This is a genomic window from Thiocapsa imhoffii, from assembly GCF_016583985.1.
Taxonomy (GTDB): domain Bacteria; phylum Pseudomonadota; class Gammaproteobacteria; order Chromatiales; family Chromatiaceae; genus Thiocapsa; species Thiocapsa imhoffii.
In genome coordinates this window covers 24,667-46,767 of record NZ_NRSD01000022.1, presented here as the reverse complement: position 1 = coordinate 46,767, position 22,101 = coordinate 24,667, and the positions used below count along the sequence as shown (strand labels likewise).

Sequence of the window (22,101 nt, the reverse complement as noted above, 5' to 3'; positions counted from 1 at the left end):
GATCGGCTCGCCCCGGGTTGTCGACGGGGCGAGCCACACCGCGCCGCCCTCGCGAACCAGTCCGAGCCACGACCTTCGGGCCGCACCCGTCCCAGACATCACGCAACGCCGTCGCCAACCCTGCCTCACTCGAGGTGGCGGGGCTTGCGCAATCCGCCAACCACATCGAGCGGCTGTCGGTCGATGATTCGGTGATCAGGGTGAATCCTGACGCAGCCAGAGGCATCCGTCCCGGCTCGCCTGATCGATCGCCGCGAGGCGTTCTCCATGGTCGGCAAGGGCCTGTGGATCAGCGCGGACGACTCTCAGTGGACGTCGCCGCGGATCGATCCGGCCACGGTGAGCATGCGCGGCGCGATCGGTCGGATCGGATTGCGCATGACCAAGCGACAGGGCCACTTGCCCTCCTGTCATCGCCAGATAGACATCGGCGAGGATCTCGGCATCCAGCAACGCACCATGTCGATCGCGATGGCGATTGTCGATGCCATAGCGCTTGCACAAGGCATCCAGACTATTGCGCTGCCCTGGATGCAGACGACGCGCCATGGCGAGTGTGTCGGTGATCTCGCACAGATCGGCGACGACGGGCCCCCGTGGGGCCCATGCGCGTAACTCACGATTGAGAAAGCCGACGTCGAAGGCCGCGTTGTGGATGATGAGTTCGGCCCCCTCGATGTAGCGGACGAAGGCGTCAGCGACTTCGGCGAAGCGGGGCTTGTCCGCGAGGAACGCATTGGTGATGCCGTGAACATCCGCCGCGGCGCTCTCGATCTCGCGATCGGGCTGCAGATAATGATGGAAATGGTGTCCAGTCAGGCGCCGATCGATGAGTTCAACGCAGCCGATCTCGATCACGCGGTGTCCGTCTTGAGGGTCGAGGCCGGTCGTTTCGGTATCGAGGACAATCTGTCTCATCGGCGAGATCTCATCGGCGACCAGTCACGGCCGAGGCGGTTGGATACCAAGTTCAGAGCCATCATGAATCGATCCCGCGATTGGCCAGACGGTCAGCGCGCTCGTTGCCGACATGCCCGGCATGCCCCTTGACCCACGTCCAGCGGACCTGGTGACCGGCCAATGCTTGGTCGAGACGCTCCCAGAGGTCTCGGTTCTTCACCGGTTGGCGACCCGCGGTGCGCCACCCATTGCGCTTCCAGCGCGGCATCCAGGCCTCGACGCCCTGTTTAACGTACTGGGAATCCGTCACGACCTCGATGCAGACGGGCCGCTTCATGGCCTCCAGGGCATGGATCACGGCGAATAACTCCATACGATTATTCGTGGTCTGGCGCTCGCCACCAAAGAGTTCCTTCTCCGCCTCACCCCAGCGGAGCAACACGCCCCAGCCCCCGGGTCCGGGATTCCCGCGGCAGGCGCCATCAGTGAAGGCCGTGACACAATCAGACATGGGTGCTCTCACGCGTGGTCGGTTCCACCGCCCCTCCAGGAAGCAAGGCGCGCCGTTTTCCCCAGGCCGGACGCAACGGCGTCAGTGTGGACACGCGCTTGACCGCCCGAATGACATAGACGCCCCCGAGGATCGGCCACAACCGACGGCCTAGGGTATCGAATAAGGCGCAATTCGGCCCCAATGCGCGTCGCAATGGCGGCCGGAACATAATGTGCTCACGCCGTTCGATATCGAACCCTAGAAGCGACAAGGCGCCCGCGATCCGATAAGCGGTCGAGAAGCGCCCGCACCAGGGCATCCGACCCGCTCGCCGACGCAACAAGGCCACCAATCCCCAGGCACTCAAGGCATTGAATCCCAGGATGATGACCCGCCCCTCCGGGATCAACACCCGCTCGACCTCGCGCAGCACGACCTGCGGCTCTGGGGCGTAATCGAGAGTATGCGGAAGCAAGATCGCATCGATCGCGTCGGTGGCCAGCGGCAACCGATGGGGCCGCGCGACGATCTCGCAACCTTGAGAACCAGACGGTCGTTCACAGGGCATCAGAATCCGATGGCGAATTCGGCTCGAAGCCAGTGCATCGCGGAAGCTCTCGGTGACGCCGATCTGCACCAGGTAGTAGCCAAAGGTGTCACTCAGCAAGTGTTGCACGCAGGCGCTCTCCAGCGCGGCCACTTCAGTGCCGAGCGGCGAACGATACCAATCTTGTAGACCGGCCAGGGATGACCCCGGCGCCATGCGTGCTGTCATGCCATCACCTCGGTGCGACACGCATGGTAACCGTGATCGCCCTCCACTGTCCTGTTGGCATCACGCCAAATTTCCCACACAGACACCTGGAACTGCTGCGCGACTTTGGGTTATGATGCAAACGTGACTCAGATAAAAATCTAATAAACAACTAGTTACCTAACGTTCTTCGGGGGGAACATGGCTGATGTGATCCGCTATGCGCGCGGCGGCTGCGCGATTGGTGTCCTGGTTTTGCTCACATCTGGCTGTGCGACCGACAAGCGCGCAACAGCTGTAACAGCTGTGGATGATGCCCACTACGGCGGGGTCGTCTCAGCACGGGAGTACGGCTTCGTGCGCCCCGCCGTCGACGTCGTCGTCACCGAGCGCGGTCGAGGTCAGGTCGCGCCGGCGCGGGCGGACGCGCGTGGCGATCTCTGGCAGCGCGTCCGTGCTGGCTTGGCGCTCGACCTCGCCGCGAGCCCTCGCATCGACGACACGGCGGAACGCTTCAGTCGCGACGCGCAGTATCTTGCGCGGATGTCGCACCAAGCGACGCCCTATCTGCACGCCATCGTCGAGGAGATCGAGCGCCGTGGTTTGCCGATGGAACTCGCCTTCCTGCCCCATGTCGAGAGTCGCTTCAATCCGCGCGCAACGTCACCCAAGGCGGCTGCCGGCATCTGGCAATTCATGCCCGGCACGGGACGCGAAATGGGACTGCGTCAGGACGCCTGGCATGATGAGCGACGTGACGCGCTCGCCTCGACGGGTGCGGCACTGGATTATCTGCAACAGCTTCATCGCCGGTTCGATGGTGACTGGGAACTCGCCATGGCGGCCTACAACTGCGGCCCAGGGCGAGTCGCCTCCGCGCAGGCAGAGAATCTCCGCCGGGGGCGGCCGACGGATTTCTGGTCACTTGACAACTTGCCGAGCGAGACCAAGCACTATGTGCCGCAAATCCTCGCCACCGCGCGCCTCGTCGCCGAGCCCAACCGTTACGGTTTAACGCTGCCACCGGTTCCCGACCGCCCGCAGATCGAAGTCGTGCGCACGCAGCGTTCGCTCGATCTAGAACGGATCGCCACCGCATCCGGCGTTCCGCTCTACGAGTTGCAGCGTCTGAATCCTGGGCTGAAACTCGGTCGGACCGCACCGGACCGACCTGGCCACATCATCGTTCCGATCGGGATCGGAGAACGTCTAGGGCAGAGTCTCGAACAGGTCCAGGTCTTACCGGCTACCGCTTCCGTAGCGCGTGCCACGACCGTGAACACAACCCCACGGCCCCGGGCGACGCAAGTCCAGACAGTGACCCGATTCCATGTGGTCAAGGGCGGCGAGAACCTCTCTTCGATCGCTCGTGAACATGGTATCGAGACGGATCAACTCGCGCGCCTGAATGGACTCTCGCAAGGCGAATCGGTGCTTCCCGGACAGACACTCCGCATCCAACTGACACAGGCAGGTCCAATCCGACACCGCGTCGCCCGCGGCGAATCCGTCAAGAGCCTAGCGCGGCGTTACGGCGTCACCATCCAGGATCTGCAGCGCTGGAACCAGATCGCCGACAACCGTCTCAAACCGGGTGACATCATCCTCATCTATGCGCCACGCGAAGCGCCGCTCTCCTGACCTCACGAGAATCCCGACCATGACCACCGCGACAATTCAGCGCAATGTGCTCGGTGAGCCGCTTGAGCCCTGCTCCGAATCCCCCCTGACCGGGTTCACCCGCAGCGGCAGTTGTGAAACCGGCCCGCAGGATCTGGGCTCACATACCGTCTGCGCACGGGTCACGCGTGAATTCCTTGAATTCAGTCAGCGTCAGGGTAACGACCTCATCACCCCACAACCCGCCTACGGGTTTCCCGGACTGAAGCCCGGTGATCAGTGGTGTCTCTGCGCCGCGCGCTGGCAAGAAGCCTTCGAGGCTGGGGTTGCACCCCGCGTGGTCATGCGAGCGACGCATGCGCGCGCACTGGATATCGTGCGTCTCAGCGATCTGAAGGCACATGCCGCCGACCTCTCGTAACGCGCGGGCCCGGACCCGGATCCGGCCGCTGCGAGCCTGGTTGCGGCCAGGATGTGCGCTGGCACCGACCGTCTTGGCTGGACTCCTCGTCATACAGACGTCGATGCCGGCTGCGGCCATGGCCTATCTGCCCTTTCCAACGGCTGCGGCGGATGCGCTTGTCGGATCCGACATGCGACCCACCGCCCCGACGCGCGCGGGACAGGCGGATCGTGTTGTGGTCAAAAAAGCGGAGCGACGCCTCTATCTCATGCGGGGTTCAGAGCCGATTCGGACCTATGAGATTGCGCTGGGATTTCAACCAATCGGACACAAGGCGCGCCAAGGCGACGGGAAAACACCCGAAGGGCGGTACCGACTCGACTGGCGCAACGATCGGAGTCAGTTTTATAAAGCACTGCACATCAGCTATCCCAATGCACAGGATCGACACCGGGCCCACAGACAGGGCCAGGACCCAGGTGGCTTGATCTTGATCCATGGACAGGGGCGCACGTCACGACCGACGGGAGAGCAGGGGCGTGATTGGACGCACGGATGCATCGCGGTCTCGAACCAAGACATCGACGAGATTTGGTCGCTCACGATGGATGGCCTGCCGATCGATATCCTCCCGTGACGGATTCAGACGACTGAGGACCAACCAATGTCGAGACACGGCATTCGATGAGGGACAGCATTCGCTTCCACCGTTCGACTGGAGCTCAGTTGGCAGCATGAATCCACAATCCGATCAATCCAAGGCGATTGCGATCGGCGGTCGCGTCCTCTCCCTACTTGAGGTGCTCGGCCTGACGCTGATCGCCATCGCGACCGTGATTGCCGGCGCGCAGGAAGTCACCGAGATGTGGGGACGCAGACAGGTGACGCTGGCTGACCTCCTGTTGCTGTTCATCTATTTGGAGGTTCTCGCCATGGTGGGCGTCTATTTACAATCGGGTTCCTTACCGATCCGGATGCCTCTCTATATCGCAATGGTCGCGCTGGCGCGCCATCTCATCCTCGATATGAAGGAAATCACCGAGACGGAAATCATCGCCACCTCAGCCGCCATCCTCATCCTTGCGCTCGCCGTGCTCTTGATCCGTTTCGGCCAGACGCGCTTTCCCTCTTCGCCAGCGGGGCACACCGAGGAGCAACGCGATTAGCATGCTGTCGGTCGGGCACGGAAGCCTCCGCTGATGATCCCAGATCCCCTGGCGAACGCTGATACCGTGACCGGCGTGATCCTCGCTGGTGGCCGTGGTAGTCGCTTGGGCGGAATCGACAAAGGTCTCGCGGTCTTTCGCGGACGCCCGCTCATTGAGTCCGTTCTAGAGCGCCTCGCGCCCCAGGTCGACGGGATCCTGATCAGCGCCAACCGCAATCAGGACCGGTATCGCCGCTATGGATACCCCGTGATCTCCGATCTCGAACCCGGTTTTCAGGGACCCCTGACAGGGATCTTGAGCGCCATGCTGGCGTCACGGACGGGCTGGATCCAGTGCGTCCCGTGCGATAGCCCCCAGTGTCCAAGCGATCTGGTCGCCCGCATGCAGGCTGCGATCGGTTCCAACGCGGTCGAGTTGGTGATGGCGGCAGATGGAGAACGGTTGCAACCGCTCTTCGTCCTGCTACGAGTCAGTCTGGCCGCACGGCTCCAGGCCGACCTCAAAGGGGGCACGCGAAGCGCCGTGCAGTGGATGCTGCGTCAAACACACGCGCTCGCCGATTTCAGCGATCAAACGCGCGCGTTCCTGAACATCAATACCCCGCTTGAACTCACGGGTTCGGAGTCACCGAGCCATCGCATGGACACGCCCACAGTCGGCTTCGAGCGAACGCACGAAGAGCCTAAACGAAAATGAGCCCCGCGGCACGCACCACGAGCGTAGACATCTCGCCGACCACGAGAGCACCCCTGCGCACAGCACCATGGGTGTCTCCGGAGTGGGAACCGAAGCGGGACAGCATCAAGAAAAATTGGGGATCAGGGCCGACCGTCATTCCAGCCCTGGCCCCCGGTCGGATCGAGTAATTCGTCTCGGCTCCGGGTGAGATGTGACCTTAGTCCGGCGTCACATTCTCTGCTTGAGGGCCCTTAGGGCCCTGCGTCACTTCCATGGTCACCCGCTGCCCCTCGAGCAGGGTCTTGCGGCCTGAGCCGTTGATCGCGCTATGGTGTACGAACACATCTTTCCCACCTTCGCGCTCAATGAAACCATATCCTTTTTCGTCATTGAACCACTTGACCGTCCCGGAAACCAATTCACCTGGCATAACAACCTCATCACTTTACGGACCAACCTGCGGTTGGCTTGTCTTGATAACCAGCCTTACGAGAAGGCCGGTGTGTCCTCCACCCAATCTAGAGTGGAATCTGAATCGCACCACGCTGACTCAGTCTGTTTCATGCGACGAATCCCGCTCGGCGGAAGGAAACGCGGGGCTTGCGGACGCATCTCGGTGTTCGGTGTTTGCACCCGCCCGGTCTCTTTCCATCCAAATCCCACCACGGCCGTTGCTTGCCCTGGGTCCAGACAACACCAGCAGGGATGCTCGTCGGAGCTCGCAGCGACAGACAAAGTAAGGACTCAGAGGATTTGAACACAAAGAGGATGGGCGAGCGAAAGGAGTTCAATGCGGCATTGCGACTGGATTCGTTGCGGTCTAGTTTTCAATCTGGCGGTTGCACCCGGCCTCCGGTTCGACATCTATTCCCGGTCGGGGAAGCCGTTGCCGGATTGCAATCCGTCTTTAGAGCGCCCTAAGGTCGCGTTCGATGTCCTAGTGTACCGCGAAATCGAGGGAAATCTCGCCCATTTCTTGACTCAACAGAAAAAAAAACGGCGGCGAACCCAGATCACTGACTTCGCACCAGAATCAACACCGCGCGACCTGTCTCCCGCCACCCTTCACGCACCGTGCCTAGGCCAGCCATTGAGCACACACGATCGCCTCGGAGACCACTGCCACGGCGTTCCAGACTGGAGGCGGCGCACCCTAGGGCGATGGCACGCCCCCACACGCGGGGCCTCATGAAGGGGAGCGCCTGCTCCTGCGTTAACTCGATCCGCGAGCGTCCTGCCAGGCGGGTGTTGAACTGGATTCCACCCGTTGGATACTCGGATACATCAGCGTCTGATAGGGCATGCTCACGAAGTGACCTTGAATCGCGTCGACCCCAGCGGCGAAGAGCATCGGCAGCAACTCTGCATTGTCGACCGCCAAGGCAATCACCCGCATCCCTTCCTCTTGCGCGCACTTCACCAGGGTATTGACCGACTCCTGGGAAATCCGACGTTCGACCAACCCCTGCGTGATGTCACGGCCAAGCTTGATATGACTGATGAGGTCAGTTTGTCGCGTCAGAAAATCCAAGTCGTCCACGGCCAAGTCTTCGACCAGGATGCCATGTCCCCGCTCGCGCAGCACCCGCGCGAAGGTTTGCAGCGTTTCGACGGAATCTTGGAACACGGCTTGTCTGAGCTCGATCACCACGGATCCCGGCGCCACACCCGAGGCGGACACGAAGGCTGCCATGGCCTTGGCGGTCTTTTCAGAACGCAGCGTCTCCGCGGCAACATTGATGAAGAGAATGATCTCTTCCGAGCCTGCTTGCTGCATCTCTTTCAAGGTCGCCAGGGCGCGGCGCAGAATCCAGAGGTCGACCTTGTTCATCCACCCAGCCGCGGAGACCACGGGCAGGAATTCGCTCGGCGCCAAGAGTCGTCCAGTCCGATCCTTCAGACGCACCAGCGTCTCGAACATCCGCCGATGCTCTTCGTTAGCCCGCAGCGAGATGATCGGCTGGTATTCCAGGGTCAACCCGCCCGCATCGATCAGTTCGCGAATGTAGGTTCGCTGGTCCACGGCACCGTCCCTGACCTCACCACCGCGCGCATCCACTGTCGCATGGTGCGGCGCGTGCCCCTCGACTTGACGCTGCCGCGCTCCTGGACTCATATCTTGAATCGTGGCGACCACCAGCGCCTGATTCGGACCTAAGTGGCCCTGCGTCGCGGAGCATCGTAGTTCACGGATCTCTTTGCGCATCAGGGCGTTGGCCAACTCGCGTTCGCACACCGCCAGCAGATGCTCCTCATCGGCCCAGTCCACGACATCCGCAACACCCAACCGATAGACTTGCGCGATGTCGACCCGCGGTTCACCGCGCTGCAGCAGGACAACCGAGGCATTCAGGTGTTCCCGCACACCACGGAGTAACTCGGCAACCCCAAAGGACTCGAAGCTTGCCGCATCGCAGAGGATGAGATCCCAGAGTTCAGCCTGACCCAGCGCCGCCCGAATCATGTCGAGATTCATGACATCCAAAAGCTCGAACGTCGGCCAACGACGCTGCAAGAGGGTGCCAATCGAGTCCTTGGCCGGCTTCTGATCAATGAAGAGGATTCGGTTCAATGCGCTCATACCAGCGGCTCTCGACGGCGATTCGGAATGCGACAATAGCAGGCCATGAGCAGCATGGGATCCCACAGCTTGACGCCACCATCACACGCCGACTGGGCCGCGCAAACCGTGACGCGCGTCGCGAGACGGCCCAGCAGCCAGGTTCCCATTCGCCCGGGGCCACTGCGATTCCACGCACGCTCATAACGGCCTGCACCGAGGAGGAGCGGGCAGGACAGCCAGGCTGTCGGCGTTCGAATGGGCCATGTGACGAGGCTCGGGCGAGCGATCCGCACCTCAGACCTGCTCGGCCTCCCGCACCCGACGACAGGCCACGACGTGGGATTCACTCAAACAGAGTGCCTCCGGATACGCCATGGCACACTCGGGCAACGCCTCTGGGCAACGCGGATGAAAATAGCATCCAGGCGGCGGAGCACTCGGTGAGGGCATGTCACCTTCCAAACGTATGATGGTACGACGCTGGGCGGAATCGATGACGGGAACCGCGGACAGCAGTGCACGCGTATAGGGATGACGTGGTGTTTCGAGGATCTCGGCGACCTGGCCACGCTCGACGATACGCCCCAGGTACATCACCGCAACCTCATGCGCGAGATAGGCTACCACCGAGAGGTCATGCGTGATGAAGAGGTAGGCCAATCCCAATCGATCTTGAAGGTCTTTGAGCAAATTCAGAATCTGCGCCTGAACCGAAACATCCAGCGCACTCGTTGGTTCATCGCAAACGATCAGCTTCGGTTCAACGGCCAAGGCTCGGGCAATACAGATGCGTTGACGCTGGCCACCCGAGAACTCATGTGGATAGCGATCGAGCGCGTCGTCGTCGAGCCCAACCAGTTCGAGCAGTTCGGCGACCCGTTGTCGCCGCCCGGCCCGCGTGCGTTCGATGCCAAGCGCCTGGAGTCCCTCTCCCACCAGATCCGCAATCAACATGCGTGGATTCATCGCCGCATAGGGATCCTGGAAGATCATCTGGAGGTCTTTGCGAAACGGACGCATCCGCCGATAGCCCAAACCCATGAGCTCTCGCCCGCGAAACTGAATCGACCCACCCGTCGGCAGGATCAATTGCAGGATCCCCTTGCCGGCAGTGGTCTTCCCACAACCGGACTCACCGACCAAGGCCAATGTCTGCCCCGCGCGCAGATCAAAGGTAACCCCATCAACAGCCCGCACCTGCCCAACCACCCGCCGCAAGACACCCTGATGAATCGGGAAGTGCACCTGCAGATCCTGCACTTCGAGCAGAGGTTCACCTGCCGCGGGTTGCACCCCAGACACGGCCGCGGAGGCCTGCGTGAGCGTGGGTTCGAAGGCCGAGTCCTGAGCTGCGCCACGGGCTATGGACTCCGCCGCGCCTGCTGACCACAGATGACACCGCACCCCCTGATCCGCGGTGAGGTCACGCCAGACCGGAACCTGTTCCGGACACGGCGTCAGGGCACGCGCGCAACGGTCAACGAATCGACAGCCGTGAAACGCCGTGGTCAAGGGTGGAACCCGGCCTGGAATGACCGCGAGTCGCCCCTGGCGCTTCTCGGCACTGGGCAGGCTTTCCATCAGACGCTGACTGTAGGGATGAGCCGGCGCCGCGAAGAAGGCATCGGTCGTAGCCGTCTCCACGATCTGGCCGGCATACATGACCGCGAGTCGGTCAGCCGTCTCGGCAACGACGCCAAGGTCATGGGTGATGAGTAAGACCGCCAGACCGGTCTTGACCTGCAGTTCCTTCAACAGCCGCAGAACCTGCGCTTGGATGGTGACATCCAATGCCGTGGTCGGCTCATCGGCGATCAAGAGCTCTGGATCACCCGCCAAGGCCATGGCGATCATGACGCGTTGTTTCATCCCGCCCGAAAGCTGGTGCGGGTATTCAGCGATGCGCCGGGCCGGATCCGGGATCCCGACGGCATTCATGAGTTCGATGACCCGGGCCGCGATCCGATCGCGCGCACGACCTTCATGACGGCGCACGGCTTCGGCGATCTGATCACCAACCGACATCACCGGATTTAAGGAGGTCTGCGGCTCCTGAAAGATCATCGCCATCCGACCGCCGCGAACGCGCCGCATCTCGGTCTCGGTCAATCGCAACAGATCGGTTCCCGCAAGGCGCACCGAGCCGGCACGCACACGACCGGATGGGGGCAGCAGGCGCATCAGGGAGAGTGCCGTCATCGACTTGCCACAGCCGGACTCGCCGAGCAGCACGAAGGTCTCACCACGGTGGATGCGCAGATCCACTGCATCGACGACACGCACGGGATGCGTTGCATCACCGAGCTCGCTGGTGAGTCCAGTGACCTCCAGCAGCACCTCGGAACTCATGCTCGTCTCAGCGCCTGGTCCCGGCCTGCTTGCAGCCATGTCATGGTGACTCCGGTGGTGCATGTCGCTCAACGCACGCTGCGCAGACGCGGATCGAAGGCGTCGCGCACCACATCGGCGAACAGATTGGCCGCCAACACCAAGGCGAACATAAACATGAACGCCGCGGCCAGCGACCACCAGACAATCGGATCCCGAGCCAGCTCCAGTCGGGCACTATTGATCATATTTCCCCAGGAATTCATGGTGGGGTCGACACCGATGTTGATGTAAGACAAAACGGCCTCTGCCAACACCAGGCCACTAAAATCCAGCACCAACGTGATTAGGACGATATGCATGACGTTCGGCAGGATATGACGGCTGATCAAGGTGAAATGTCCCACGCCCAGAGCTGCCGAGGCCTGGACATAGTCGACCTCACGGAGTTACAGTGCTTCCCCGCGCAAGAGTCGGCACAAACCAGTCCAGCTCGTAATCCCTAGGATCAGGACAAGAAAAAGCAGTCGTAGATCCGCCCGCTCGACCAAGCTGTTGAATTGATCAGCGTTATTGCTCATGTAGACCTGCAGCAACAGGATGGCCGCCGCGATCAAGAGCACCCCTGGGATGGAGTTCAGGGTGGTGTAGAGATATTGGATGACATCATCGACCCAGCCACGAAAATAACCGGCCATGATGCCAAGAAGAACCGCGGCGGGGAGCATGACGAGGGTTGTCAAGGTTCCGATCAGCAGTCCGGTGCGAATACTCTTCAAGGTTTGGTAGAAGACATCCTCTCCGACCTTGTCCGTGCCCAGGATGTGATAGTGCTGCGCCAACTCGCCCGCAATCGTGCTCAGGATCAGCATGATGCCCAGCATGATGAAGGCCGTGCGCCAAGGCACGCGCCCCTGGCCGGCCCACATGGCGCGACCGACCTCTCGTGGCGTGCGACCCGACGCCCGACCCAGTCGCCATAGCACGAACAACAGGATCAATGCCCACAGCGCCAGGCCCTGCAACGTACCCCATAGTGCTCGCCAAGTGAGGTCGATCGCGCGCTGCCGAGAGGGATCGGTCAGGTGAGCCCCACCATGGTCGAGTCGCGGGAAATCGCGCACCAAGCTGCCATCGGGTTGCTCGATCGCCTCCTTCACGAACAAATGGGTTGCGAAGGGGGCGGAATAGGTTTTTTCTTGGCGCTCTCGCAGTCCGCTGAGCAGAAGATCGAGGAGGCTCAAGACCTCGGGCGAATACTGCGTCTCAGTCAGGCTACTCTCGGGATCCTGATCCAGCTTGAGCCGAAAATGCACCGTGTCGAGCAGACCCACGATCACGTAGAAGCTCAGCACCACGATGGTCGCCACACCTGTGCGCGAGCGGATCACACGCCGCCAGGGCGCGCGCATATGCTCATGACCTTTCGCATAGAGCACGAAGGCGCCGATCAACACGAGCAACAGGAAGACCAGGGCATCGGTCCACAGGATGACCGGCATCACGGGCATGGGCACGCCCCCATCGATTGGATCGCTCCCGGGTCCTGCGTCATTGCAACCGGACCCGTGGGTCGACCAGGGTGTAGGAAATGTCGGTCAAGATGAGTCCCACGATGTAGAGGACGGCACCGAGATAGACCATCGAGCGGACGATGGCGAAGTCCTGGCTGTTGATGGCATCAATGGTGTAGCTGCCCAGACCAGGAATGCCAAAGAACGACTCGGTGATGAGGCTTCCCATGAAGAGGAGGGGCAGCACCACGACCACCCCTGTCAGGATTGGAATCAGCGCATTCTGAAGAATGTGGCGAAAGAGCACGCGCCGCTCGCTCAAACCCTTTGCACGTGCCGTGCGCACATAGTCCTTCGAAATTTCCTCGAGAAACAGGGTGCGATACCAACGGGTGCCCGCACCGATGCCCCCAATTACGCCGACGATGACCGGTAAGATCAGGAATTTCAATGCCTCGATGCCCGTGTCATAGCCCGAGATCGGCACCAAGTGAAAGAGTTTGCTCAGCAAGAATTGTCCGCCGATGATGTAGAAGAGGCCCGAGATCGACATCATCGCGACCAACAGCACGACGCTGCTGAAATCGACATAGGTCGCGCGAAAAAACACGATGAACAAGGCGTAGGAGATGTTGAACGCCAAGCCCACGAGCAGCACCGGGATGGCGATCGCCAAACTCGGCCACATGCGTTGAGAGATGTCGTAACCGATATCGCGCCCGTTGTCGGACGAACCAAAGTTAAACGCAAAGAGTCGAATCGATTTCTCAAAAAAAATAGTCTCGGTCAGACGCCCGATGCCGACCGCGTCCGGGTTGTAGAGCAGCGGCATGGCATAGCCATGCTCTTGTTTCCAGGTTTCGATCGCCTCAGGCGTCACCCGCTTCTCACCGAGGTGCATGCGGGCCATGTCATCGGGCGAGTTGACCACAAAGAACAGCACGAAGGTGATGAGGTTGACCCCAATCAGAATTGGAATCGCATAGAGCATGCGCCGGATGATATAGGCCGTCACAGTGCGGTACTCCGTGCGCGTCGCCACACCAGCCACAACGCGGGCAGCAGGACCAGGATCAGCAGGCCGGCGAGAATCCACAGGGGCCAGAGGACTGGCGGATTCCATGCCTCACGCAGTTCACGCCGTAACTCTGGATCGATCCGACGATACTTCAGCGTGTTGTTGGCCATTTGATTCGGTTTGGCGTTGAACATCCACTGATGATGCAGACTGAATGACTTGGGATTGAAGCCCCACAGCCAGGGGGCGTCGGTGCGCGCGATCTCGACCATGCGGTCGATCACGGCCTGGCGCTCAGGACCGTCATCCATGAAACGCATCTGGTTGAACAAACGGTCGAACTCAGGATTGGCGTAATTTGCCGCGTTCTCACCCTGGTGCTCAACCTTGCCGTTGGGTCCGTAGAGCAAGAACAGAAAATTCTCCGGATCCGGATAATCCGCGTTCCATCCCCACATGAAGAGCTGGCCGGTGCCGTTGCGCATCTTCTCCTGGAAGCGGTTGTAGTCGGTCGAGCGGATGACGAGTTCGATTCCGAGTTTCGCGAATTGTTTGCGCATCCAGTTCAAACGCGCCCGATCATCCGGTCCAGTCGCGATCGCCTCGTAGTTGATGCTGAGTGACCGGCCGGTGTCGCGATCACGACCACCTGGGTAACCCGCCTGCTCCATCAGGAGTCGCGCCTCCTCGAGTCCGCGTCGCACCGCGCGCCCACCGGCCCAGGTGTAGACGTAAGGATTGATCCCTGCCTCGCCCTCACGATGGCCAAAGATACTCGGTGGAATTGGTCCCTGCGCGACCAAGCCGCGACCGTTCGTGAAGATCGAGATGAACTCCTCGAAATCCACCGCGATCGAGATCGCCCGTCGTAACAGCCGGGCCCGTTCGCTCTCGCCACCGACCACCGGGTCCAGCATGTTGAATCCCATGTAGAAGATGGAGGGTTCAACGGATGTCAGGAGCGTGATGTCGCGCTCCTGCATCGACTCCGTCAGCACCGGCTCGCCGCCCGCATCGATCTGGACGGCCTGATCAAAGGCATCCGAGGAGATTCCCGAGCTGTCATAGTAGCCCTGCAGGAATTTATTCCAGCGAGGAATACTCTCCTTCTCAAGGCTGTAGATCGCGCGCTCGACGAAGGGCATCGGCTGCCCGGCGTCGGCCAGCAATCCGTCCGCCTCATCCTCGGGCATGCCATGATCGGGGTAGGGCTCACCACGAAAATGGGGATTGCGCTCCAGGACCATGCGCAAATTTGGATTGTTCTCGCCCAGCATGAAGGGACCCGTCCCGACGGGATACCAGTCAAGCATGATGTTGCGTTCACGCAACCCGGGCTGCGCGTAGAATGCCTCGGCCTCCCAGGGCATGGGAGCGAAGAAGGGCATCGCAAGCCAGTAGCTGAACTGTGGATATTTTCCTTTGACACTGACCCGATAGCGGTAGCGATCCAAGACCTCACCACCCTCGAACCGCGCGTCGCGCAACAATTGAACACGCCCCAGCGGGTCACCCGGATCCTGCTCCGAGAACTGATCGACCAACTCCTCGAAACCCAGCAGATGCTTCTGCATCAATCCAGAGATCGGCGAATGTGTCCAGGGCGCGGCCAGTCGTTTGATCTGATGAACATAGTCCTCGGCCGTCAACTCTCGCGTCCCGGTGAAGGCAAAATCGCCGAGTCGATTGATGCCGCGCACATCCCGTGGCGTGAGCGACAGATACCGATCCAGACCGGCTTCGTCGCGTGCAAACGCCGGATGAGGTTGGTACTGGATTCCAGGCTGGATCTCGATCAGGTAATCGCTGCGATGGATCACCTCAGCCGGGGCATCCTCCGGCAATGGATTCCCATCCGCATCGAAATACGCCGGCTGAGGGACCTCGAGCGCGGTCAAGGGAACGAGCTGAAAGGGGCGAAGAAGAAAATGATATTGCAGGGGTGGCTCGTAAATCTGCGCCAAGAAGGCGTATTCGTCCGAGCTGTAGGAGCGTGCCGGGTCGAGATGCTTCGGACGGTCGGCGAATGAGCTGTAAAGGGTCTTGCTCGCGGCATCCTCTTCGGGATAGGGATTATTCCAGGGCGGCTCGCCGCACCCAGCCAGCAAGAGACTCAGGACCATCAAGACCAACCGGGACGGCATGGACGGTCGTCGAACTGTCATCACAAGGAGCCAGCGCACGCAGGACCTTTCACCGATAAGCGAGTTTCTGTAGTGTTCGGTTTGGACATTGGGGCATGGCAGAAAAAAACACCCGACAGCCGATAGCGGATCACCCACCCCGTTATGTCTAGATGCGACATCTTCGGACGATCCCACCCAAAAGTCCAAGGTTCATCCGCGGCAAGACCGGCCGCTGTGTTCAAGCAGTAGCCCTTGCGCGACTCAACGGCCGCCAAACGGCGGCGACCACTGCATGACAAAGAGATCGAAATCAATGGGATTCCTAAGCGGAAAAAAAATCCTCGTCACCGGAGTCGCGAGCAACCGATCCATCGCCTGGGGCTGCGCCGAGGCGATGCATCGAGAGGGTGCCGACATCGCCTTGACGTATCAGAACGATAAGCTGAAGGCGCGGGTCGAGGACATGGCTCGCAAGTGTGGTTCGGACATCGCCCTCCCACTCGACGTTGGCAGTGACGCTGCGATCTCCGCGTTGTTCGAAGCCCTCGGCTCACGCTGGGACGGCCTCGACGCCATCGTTCACTCGGTCGCCTTCGCCCCCAAGGAGCAACTCGAAGGCGATTATGTCGACGCGGTCACTCGTGAGGGTTTCGCGACCGCGCACGACATCAGTTCGTACAGCTTCGCCGCGTTGGCAAAGGGTGGCCGCGAGATGATGTCCGGGCGCCACGGCGCCCTGCTCACCATGAGCTATCTGGGTGCCGTGCGGGCGGTTCCGAATTACAACGTGATGGGCGTCGCCAAGGCAAGTCTTGAGGCAAACATGCGGTATCTCGCCGCCTCACTTGGCCCGCTGGGCATCCGCGTGAACGCCATCTCGGCCGGGCCGATCCGCACCCTGGCCGCCGCGGGGATCTCCGATTTTCGTGACATGCTAAAGAAAGTCGAGGAACGCACACCGCTGAGACGCAACGTCAGCATCGAGGAGGTCGGAAACGCGGCGGCCTTCCTCTGTTCCGATCTAGCGAGCGGCATCACCGGTGACGTGCTCTACGTCGACACGGGCTACCACATTCTCGGTCTCGGCTGAGCGAGGACGCGAGAGGACCTGATGGAATCAGGCCCTCTCGCGGACCTGAAGCGGGTCGCGGCGTGACTCACGTCCAGTCCTTGCGTGGTTAGAGCTCTGCTCCGGTCGTGATTGGACGACGTTCGATCTTGGCGCGGGTCGCGATGTCACTCAACATCGCCTCGTAGCTATGACGGCCGATCAGTTGCCCCAGCAAATTCGCCTCCGCGAGCACCTCTGGGTCATCGCGTGGACTCATCTCGCCATCCCGAACCGCATCCAACTGGACTACAGCGACATCGCCCGTCCCGAACTCAGCCAGACCGACACTGGGTTGCGACGCATCCGGAACCGGTAGCTTGAACGCCAGCTCGCGAATCGGCCCGGGGATCGATGGGTCCATGCGCTCGATGGCTTCGAGCAGCTCAACCTCCCACGGGATACTGAGATCCGTGCGCGCCGTCCCCTCGCGCAGCTGATCGACCAGTTCCTGGCCGGCTGCCAGGGCGGCCGTACGTGCACGCTCGCTCTGGATCGCCGCAACGATATCCTCTCGAACCTCGTCGAGATCACGGATACTCGCCTCGCGGTGATCCGCGACGCGCAACACGACGGCACGTAGGACATCGGGTACGGGCTCGATCAGGTCGCTGTTGTTGCGACCGATGAGGACATCATCACTGAAGGCCGCGCCGATCACACGGGGCTGTGCCAGCAAGTCATCGCCACCATTTCGATCCAACCAGTCGGTCTGCCGCAGGGTCAAGCCAAGTTCATCCGCTGCCGGCTCGAGGCTGTCCGGGGACTCATAGGCCACATTTGCCAGCCGCTCGCCAAGATCGTAATACAGTGACTCGGCACGCTGCCGGGAGACCTGGGCACGGAGTTCCTCTTTCACCTCGTCGAATGACCGGGTTGCCGGCGGGATGATCTCGGTGACCTCGATCAGATGGTATCCAAAACGGGTTCGAATCGGCTGACTGACTTCACCCTCGGGTAACGAGAAGGCAACCAGATCGAACACCGGATCCATCAAACCCTGCTCGATGGTGCCAAGCGAGCCACCCTCGCTCGCGCTCGCCGGGTCTTCAGAGGAGGTCCGCGCCAAATCAGCGAACGACTCGCCGGCGAGGATCCGCTCACGGATGGCCGTCAGTTCAGCAAGGGCTTGCTCGGCGACCGCCTCATCGGCGGTTTGCGCCACACTTCTCAACAGATGGCGCACGGCGCGCTGTTCGCGCTGACCAAACTGCGAGAGATCCTCTTCATAGAGCGCGCGCAACTCTTCGTCATCAATGCTGACATCCTGCGCGAGATCGGCGACGTCGAGCACGATCATGTCGAGCTTGACCATTTCGGGTCGTTGGAAGCTCGCCGCATTGGACTCGTAGTAGGCCAGGATTTGGGCTTCATCAACCGGGTCGGTGTCAAGGAACTCCTCGACCGGGAGGCGAATGATCGCAAAATCACGCTCCTGCCCAACTAAGCGTTGATAGTTGGACAGTTCGACCCCGGTGACCAACTCGCTGCCGACCACTGCCCGCAACAGTTGATTGCCGATTAATTGCGAGCGGAGTTGCGCCTCGAAGCGAGCCGGCGATAACCCTTGAATCTGCAACAGGCGCTCGTAGGTTTCCCGATCGAAACGCCCGTCGCGCTGGAACGCCGGCTCCGACAGGATCTGGAGCTGCAACTCCGCATCCGAGACCCGCATCCCGATGCGGTTCGAGGTCTCCAGCAGAAGGGTTTGGCGAATGATGTCGTCGAGCACCTCGGCGCGGAGGCGTCCGTCCTCGAACAGGGCTGGATCGTAACCGGCGCCCAAGCGTTCGCGCAGTTCGATGCGGGTCTGCTGCACGCGGCGGCTGAGATCACGCTCCCCGATCTCGACACCATTGACGGTTGCGACGACAGGCTCCCCGCCAACCCCAAGGTAGGATTGGATGCCCCAGAGGGCGAACGGGATACTGATGAAGATCACGATAACCCAGGCAAGCCAACCTTGGGCGCGTTCCCGAATGGCAATGAGCATGAGTGGTTACAAGGCGTTGGTGAATGCAGGAAACAGCCTTGGGCTGAAAAGGAATCGGGGACCTCGTGCTGAGACCCCCGATCAGTGAAGATGGCGGAGCGGACGGGGCTCGAACCCGCGACCCCCGGCGTGACAGGCCGGTATTCTAACCAACTGAACTACCGCTCCGTAAATCTGGTGGGTGCTGCAGGGATCGAACCTGCGACCCTCGCCTTGTAAGGGCGATGCTCTCCCAGCTGAGCTAAGCACCCGAGATTGGGTGTGGCGCCCAATTCCGAGCTCTGCTTATTGTACTGCGTCCTTCAGGGCCTTGCCAGCCTTAAATGACGGTGTCTTCGACGCCTTGATCTCGATCGGCGCCCCAGTCTGAGGGTTGCGGCCGGTCCGCGCGGCACGTTCCTTCACAGTGAAGGTTCCAAAGCCGATCAGTGAGACCGTTTGTCCTTCTTTGAGCGCTATGGCAATTTCATCCGTGAAGGCATCGAGCGCTTTGCTCGCGGCAACCTTCGAGATCTCCGCGGCATCCGCCATTTTTTCGATGAGTTCCGACTTATTCATTGCTCCCCCAGTTGACTCTCTTGCATCGGTTTGCTCCAACTCCTGTGCTGTCTCGACGCTGCCAGAACCGCGGACACCGAGTGACTGCGATCCGGTACGCTCATCAGCGATCGTCCCCCCGCCACCTCGTCGATGACCGTGTCCTGCGGGCATGCTAAATCGGAGTCAGGGTCAGGGCAACCATGATTTTCAGCCGCGACCGGATGATGAGAGCGAGACCAACGGATACGGTCGGTCACGCCTCATGAGCGGCGGCACTAGGTCTCGCGTCGCGTGGTCCGTCCCGGATGTGACCGGGACGGGGCTGATCATCCAGGCACGCACACCACCGCTTACATCAGGTCATCGGCATTCAGTGATGGAGCCGGGCGGCCTGATCACGTGCCGCATCCGTGTTCGCTTCGCGCGAGTCATCGTCGACACGGATCGGATCATTCCCCTCTGCCTCGGCGACGACCCGCGCGGGGCGATCAGTCAAGGCGAGATCAAGGACCTCATCAATCCAGCGAACCGGATGAATCTTGAGATGTTGTTTGATGTTCTTAGGAATTTCGGTGAGATCGCGCTCGTTCTCGTGCGGAATGATCACCGTTTCAATACCCCCGCGATGGGCGGCGAGCAACTTCTCCTTAAGCCCACCGATCGGCAGCACCTCGCCACGCAGGGTGATCTCCCCGGTCATGGCCACACTCGAGCGAACCGGGATCCTGGTGAGCGCCGACACCAATGCGGTACACATCGCCACGCCGGCACTCGGCCCGTCCTTTGGTGTCGCACCTTCTGGCACGTGGATGTGCACGTCGTACGTGTTATGAAAATCCACTGGCACGCCGAGTGAGTCCGCGCGTGCTCGCACGACCGTCATGGCCGCCTGAATGGACTCCTGCATGACGTCACCGAGTTGGCCGGTATAGGTAAACTTGCCCTTTCCGGGAACCAGGGCCGACTCGATTCGCAACAACTCACCACCGACCTCAGTCCACGCCAGACCCGTGACTTGGCCGATTTGATCATGCTCATCAGCCCGTCCGTAGCGGAAGCGCTGCACGCCCAGATATTTCTCCAGAATCCTTGGCGTGACGGTGGTGGTCGTCTCGCGTTTCTTGAGCAAGACCTCCTTCACGACCTTACGACAGATCTTGGAGATCTCCCGCTCGAGGTTACGGACCCCCGCTTCACGTGTGTAGTGTCGAATGACGTCTCGCAATGCACTCTCGCGGATCACCAATTCGCCGCTCTTCAAGCCGTTATTCTTCATCTGCTTCGGCAACAGGTAGCGCTCGGCGATCGCCACCTTTTCGTCCTCCGTGTAGCCGGACAGCCGAATGACTTCCATACGGTCGAGCAACGCCGGGGGAATGTTCAGGGTATTCGCCGTCGCGACGAACATCACCTCCGAGAGATCGAAATCAACCTCCAGGTAATGGTCGTTGAAGGTGTGGTTCTGCTCTGGATCCAGCACCTCGAGCAAGGCCGACGCTGGGTCACCGCGGAAATCCATCGCCATCTTGTCAATTTCATCGAGCAGGAAGAAGGCGTTGCGGGAACCCGCCTTGGAGAGATTCTGAATGATCTTGCCGGGCAGGGCCCCAATATAGGTGCGCCGATGCCCGCGGATCTCCGCCTCGTCGCGGACGCCGCCGAGTGACATTCGGACGAACTGACGATTGGTCGCCTTCGCAATCGATTGGCCGAGCGAGGTCTTCCCCACACCTGGGGGACCGACCAAGCACAGAATCGGTCCTTTGAGCTTGCGCACCCGTTGTTGTACCGCAAGGTACTCTAAAATCCGCTCCTTCACGCGCTCGAGCCCGTAGTGATCCTTGTCTAAGACTGCTTCAGCGACCTTGATGTCGTTGCGAATCCGGGTCCGTTTTTTCCAGGGCACCGCCACCAGGGTATCGATGTAGTTTCGAACGACCGTTGCCTCAGCGGACATCGGCGACATCAGCTTGAGCTTATTCAGCTCACCCACGGCTTTGTTTTTCGCCTCGCGTGGCATCCCCGCGGCCTCGATACGCTTGGCGAGATCCTCGATCTCGTTCGGAGCATCCTCGAGTTCGCCCAATTCCTTTTGGATCGCCTTCATTTGTTCGTTGAGATAGTACTCGCGCTGATTCTTCTCCATCTGCCGCTTCACACGTCCGCGAATCCGTTTCTCCATCTGGAGGATGTCGTTCTCGGATTCCATCAGACCCATCAGATGCTCAAGCCGCTCTTGCACATCGATCATCTGAAGGACGCGCTGTTTCTCGTCCAATTTCAAGGACATGTGAGCGGCCATGGTGTCCGCGAGACGACCGGCCTCATCAATGCTCGACAGTGATGTGAGAACCTCGGGCGGCACCTTCTTGTTCAGCTTCACGTACTGATCGAACAGGGTCACGGCCGAGCGCATCAGGACTTCTTGTTCGCGCTCCTCGATCTCGAGATGATCGGCTAGAGGCTCGATGCGCGCGGAGAAAGACTCTTCGGTCGTCAGGAAACGTTCGATCCGCGCACGCTCATTGCCCTCGACCAAGACCTTGACCGTGCCATCGGGAAGCCTGAGCAACTGTAGGATGTTCGCCAAGGTGCCGATCTCGTGAAGATCCGCGACACCAGGGTCATCGACATCCGCGCTTTTCTGCGCGATGAGCAGGATTTGCTTATCGCTCACCATGGCGGCGTCGAGCGCCTGAATGGATTTCTCGCGACCGACGAACAATGGAATCACCATGTGCGGATAGACCACGACATCCCTGAGCGGAAGGACCGGGACGTCATGCTGAGAGGGGTTGGACGGATGTGAAGCAGAATCGTGGTGCGCCATGAAGATCCATTCTCGTGATGGGGACGACCCGAGAGATCAACACATCTCGCCTCGCCCTGAGGGG

At 60.8% G+C, this 22,101-nt stretch carries 17 protein-coding genes, 2 tRNA genes and 1 pseudogene; 6 read left to right on the top strand and 14 right to left on the bottom strand.

Translation table 11 applies throughout. The features are described 5' to 3' along the window. Positions 1-195: 195 nt before the first annotated feature. The 3 genes from dnaQ to CKO25_RS16635 form a co-directional block, all read right to left on the bottom strand. Complete coding sequence (gene dnaQ / locus CKO25_RS16645; RefSeq protein ID WP_200389073.1) at positions 196-918, bottom strand: DNA polymerase III subunit epsilon; 723 nt, start codon at positions 916-918, stop codon at positions 196-198. A gap of 61 nt (positions 919-979) precedes the next feature. Next, on the bottom strand, positions 980-1,411 hold the full coding sequence (rnhA, locus tag CKO25_RS16640) for a ribonuclease HI (RefSeq protein ID WP_200389072.1): 432 nt from the start codon (positions 1,409-1,411) through the stop codon (positions 980-982). Further along, positions 1,404-2,168, bottom strand: coding sequence for a class I SAM-dependent methyltransferase (locus CKO25_RS16635; RefSeq protein WP_200389071.1), 765 nt, complete (start codon positions 2,166-2,168; stop codon positions 1,404-1,406). The genes rnhA and CKO25_RS16635 overlap by 8 nt, the downstream gene beginning before the upstream one ends. A gap of 180 nt (positions 2,169-2,348) precedes the next feature. Between CKO25_RS16635 and CKO25_RS16630 the strand changes: the two genes are divergently transcribed. The 5 genes from CKO25_RS16630 to mobA all read left to right on the top strand — a co-directional run bounded on the left by CKO25_RS16630 (position 2,349) and on the right by mobA (position 6,035). Continuing rightward, positions 2,349-3,788, top strand: a complete 1,440-nt coding sequence (locus CKO25_RS16630) for a LysM peptidoglycan-binding domain-containing protein (RefSeq protein WP_200389070.1) — start codon at positions 2,349-2,351, stop codon at positions 3,786-3,788. Between the two features lie 19 nt (positions 3,789-3,807). After that, complete coding sequence (locus CKO25_RS16625) at positions 3,808-4,188, top strand: DUF2237 family protein (RefSeq protein ID WP_200389069.1); 381 nt, start codon at positions 3,808-3,810, stop codon at positions 4,186-4,188. Between the two features lie 172 nt (positions 4,189-4,360). Next, positions 4,361-4,807 (top strand): L,D-transpeptidase family protein, encoded by a 447-nt coding sequence (locus tag CKO25_RS16620; RefSeq protein ID WP_242467678.1) that lies wholly within the window; start codon positions 4,361-4,363, stop codon positions 4,805-4,807. Positions 4,808-4,904: 97 nt separating this feature from the next. Then, positions 4,905-5,336 (top strand): phosphate-starvation-inducible protein PsiE, encoded by a 432-nt coding sequence (locus CKO25_RS16615; protein ID WP_200389068.1) that lies wholly within the window; start codon positions 4,905-4,907, stop codon positions 5,334-5,336. A gap of 33 nt (positions 5,337-5,369) precedes the next feature. Beyond that, positions 5,370-6,035: a molybdenum cofactor guanylyltransferase MobA gene (gene mobA, locus CKO25_RS16610; RefSeq protein ID WP_200389067.1), complete on the top strand. Its 666-nt coding sequence runs from the start codon at positions 5,370-5,372 to the stop codon at positions 6,033-6,035. Positions 6,036-6,234: 199 nt separating this feature from the next. Here the strand turns inward: mobA and CKO25_RS16605 are convergent, their stop codons facing one another. The 6 genes and pseudogenes from CKO25_RS16605 to CKO25_RS16580 form a co-directional block, all read right to left on the bottom strand. Then, the gene (locus tag CKO25_RS16605; RefSeq protein WP_007193172.1) at positions 6,235-6,447 is read right to left on the bottom strand and encodes a cold-shock protein; all 213 of its coding nucleotides are present in this window, start codon (positions 6,445-6,447) and stop codon (positions 6,235-6,237) included. Between the two features lie 783 nt (positions 6,448-7,230). Continuing rightward, positions 7,231-8,598 carry an EAL domain-containing protein gene (locus CKO25_RS16600; protein ID WP_200389066.1) on the bottom strand — a complete coding sequence of 456 codons (1,368 nt, stop codon included), beginning with the start codon at positions 8,596-8,598 and terminating at the stop codon, positions 7,231-7,233. Positions 8,599-8,874: 276 nt separating this feature from the next. Further along, positions 8,875-10,929, bottom strand: a complete 2,055-nt coding sequence (locus CKO25_RS16595) for an ABC transporter ATP-binding protein (protein ID WP_200389065.1) — start codon at positions 10,927-10,929, stop codon at positions 8,875-8,877. A gap of 68 nt (positions 10,930-10,997) precedes the next feature. After that, a pseudogene (locus CKO25_RS16590) lies at positions 10,998-12,419 on the bottom strand (ABC transporter permease). Positions 12,420-12,459: 40 nt separating this feature from the next. Next, positions 12,460-13,437 carry an ABC transporter permease subunit gene (locus CKO25_RS16585; protein ID WP_200389064.1) on the bottom strand — a complete coding sequence of 326 codons (978 nt, stop codon included), beginning with the start codon at positions 13,435-13,437 and terminating at the stop codon, positions 12,460-12,462. Beyond that, entirely contained in the window at positions 13,434-15,584 is a 2,151-nt protein-coding gene (locus CKO25_RS16580; protein WP_200389063.1) for an ABC transporter substrate-binding protein, read from the bottom strand. Before CKO25_RS16580 ends, CKO25_RS16585 begins: the two co-directional genes overlap by 4 nt. 295 nt (positions 15,585-15,879) lie before the next feature. Here CKO25_RS16580 and CKO25_RS16575 point away from each other — a divergent pair, with 295 nt between their 5' ends. Next, complete coding sequence (locus CKO25_RS16575; RefSeq protein WP_200389062.1) at positions 15,880-16,656, top strand: enoyl-ACP reductase FabI; 777 nt, start codon at positions 15,880-15,882, stop codon at positions 16,654-16,656. Between the two features lie 88 nt (positions 16,657-16,744). On the opposite strand, the gene CKO25_RS16570 is transcribed toward CKO25_RS16575, so the two are convergent. From CKO25_RS16570 to lon, 5 genes are all read right to left on the bottom strand, one after another. Next, the gene (locus CKO25_RS16570) at positions 16,745-18,667 is read right to left on the bottom strand and encodes a SurA N-terminal domain-containing protein (RefSeq protein ID WP_200389061.1); all 1,923 of its coding nucleotides are present in this window, start codon (positions 18,665-18,667) and stop codon (positions 16,745-16,747) included. A 91-nt stretch (positions 18,668-18,758) separates the two neighbouring features. Continuing rightward, a tRNA-Asp gene (locus CKO25_RS16565) sits at positions 18,759-18,835 on the bottom strand. Between the two features lie 7 nt (positions 18,836-18,842). After that, positions 18,843-18,918, bottom strand: a tRNA-Val gene (locus CKO25_RS16560). Between the two features lie 34 nt (positions 18,919-18,952). Beyond that, positions 18,953-19,264: an HU family DNA-binding protein gene (locus tag CKO25_RS21310; protein ID WP_276569042.1), complete on the bottom strand. Its 312-nt coding sequence runs from the start codon at positions 19,262-19,264 to the stop codon at positions 18,953-18,955. Between the two features lie 313 nt (positions 19,265-19,577). Continuing rightward, positions 19,578-22,037 carry an endopeptidase La gene (lon, locus tag CKO25_RS16550; protein ID WP_200389059.1) on the bottom strand — a complete coding sequence of 820 codons (2,460 nt, stop codon included), beginning with the start codon at positions 22,035-22,037 and terminating at the stop codon, positions 19,578-19,580. Positions 22,038-22,101 lie beyond the last annotated feature (64 nt).

Bases quoted from the DNA above. Each gene is read 5' to 3' on its own strand.
- dnaQ (WP_200389073.1), bottom strand. From the start codon at position 918: ATGAGACAGATTGTCCTCGATACCGAAACGACCGGCCTCGACCCTCAA.
- rnhA (WP_200389072.1), bottom strand. From the start codon at position 1,411: ATGTCTGATTGTGTCACGGCCTTCACTGATGGCGCCTGCCGCGGGAAT.
- CKO25_RS16635 (WP_200389071.1), bottom strand. From the start codon at position 2,168: ATGACAGCACGCATGGCGCCGGGGTCATCCCTGGCCGGTCTACAAGAT.
- CKO25_RS16630 (WP_200389070.1), top strand. From the start codon at position 2,349: ATGGCTGATGTGATCCGCTATGCGCGCGGCGGCTGCGCGATTGGTGTC.
- CKO25_RS16625 (WP_200389069.1), top strand. From the start codon at position 3,808: ATGACCACCGCGACAATTCAGCGCAATGTGCTCGGTGAGCCGCTTGAG.
- CKO25_RS16620 (WP_242467678.1), top strand. From the start codon at position 4,361: ATGCGACCCACCGCCCCGACGCGCGCGGGACAGGCGGATCGTGTTGTG.
- CKO25_RS16615 (WP_200389068.1), top strand. From the start codon at position 4,905: ATGAATCCACAATCCGATCAATCCAAGGCGATTGCGATCGGCGGTCGC.
- mobA (WP_200389067.1), top strand. From the start codon at position 5,370: ATGATCCCAGATCCCCTGGCGAACGCTGATACCGTGACCGGCGTGATC.
- CKO25_RS16605 (WP_007193172.1), bottom strand. From the start codon at position 6,447: ATGCCAGGTGAATTGGTTTCCGGGACGGTCAAGTGGTTCAATGACGAA.
- CKO25_RS16600 (WP_200389066.1), bottom strand. From the start codon at position 8,598: ATGAGCGCATTGAACCGAATCCTCTTCATTGATCAGAAGCCGGCCAAG.
- CKO25_RS16595 (WP_200389065.1), bottom strand. From the start codon at position 10,929: ATGAGTTCCGAGGTGCTGCTGGAGGTCACTGGACTCACCAGCGAGCTC.
- CKO25_RS16580 (WP_200389063.1), bottom strand. From the start codon at position 15,584: ATGCCGTCCCGGTTGGTCTTGATGGTCCTGAGTCTCTTGCTGGCTGGG.
- CKO25_RS16575 (WP_200389062.1), top strand. From the start codon at position 15,880: ATGGGATTCCTAAGCGGAAAAAAAATCCTCGTCACCGGAGTCGCGAGC.
- CKO25_RS16570 (WP_200389061.1), bottom strand. From the start codon at position 18,667: ATGCTCATTGCCATTCGGGAACGCGCCCAAGGTTGGCTTGCCTGGGTT.
- lon (WP_200389059.1), bottom strand. From the start codon at position 22,037: ATGGCGCACCACGATTCTGCTTCACATCCGTCCAACCCCTCTCAGCAT.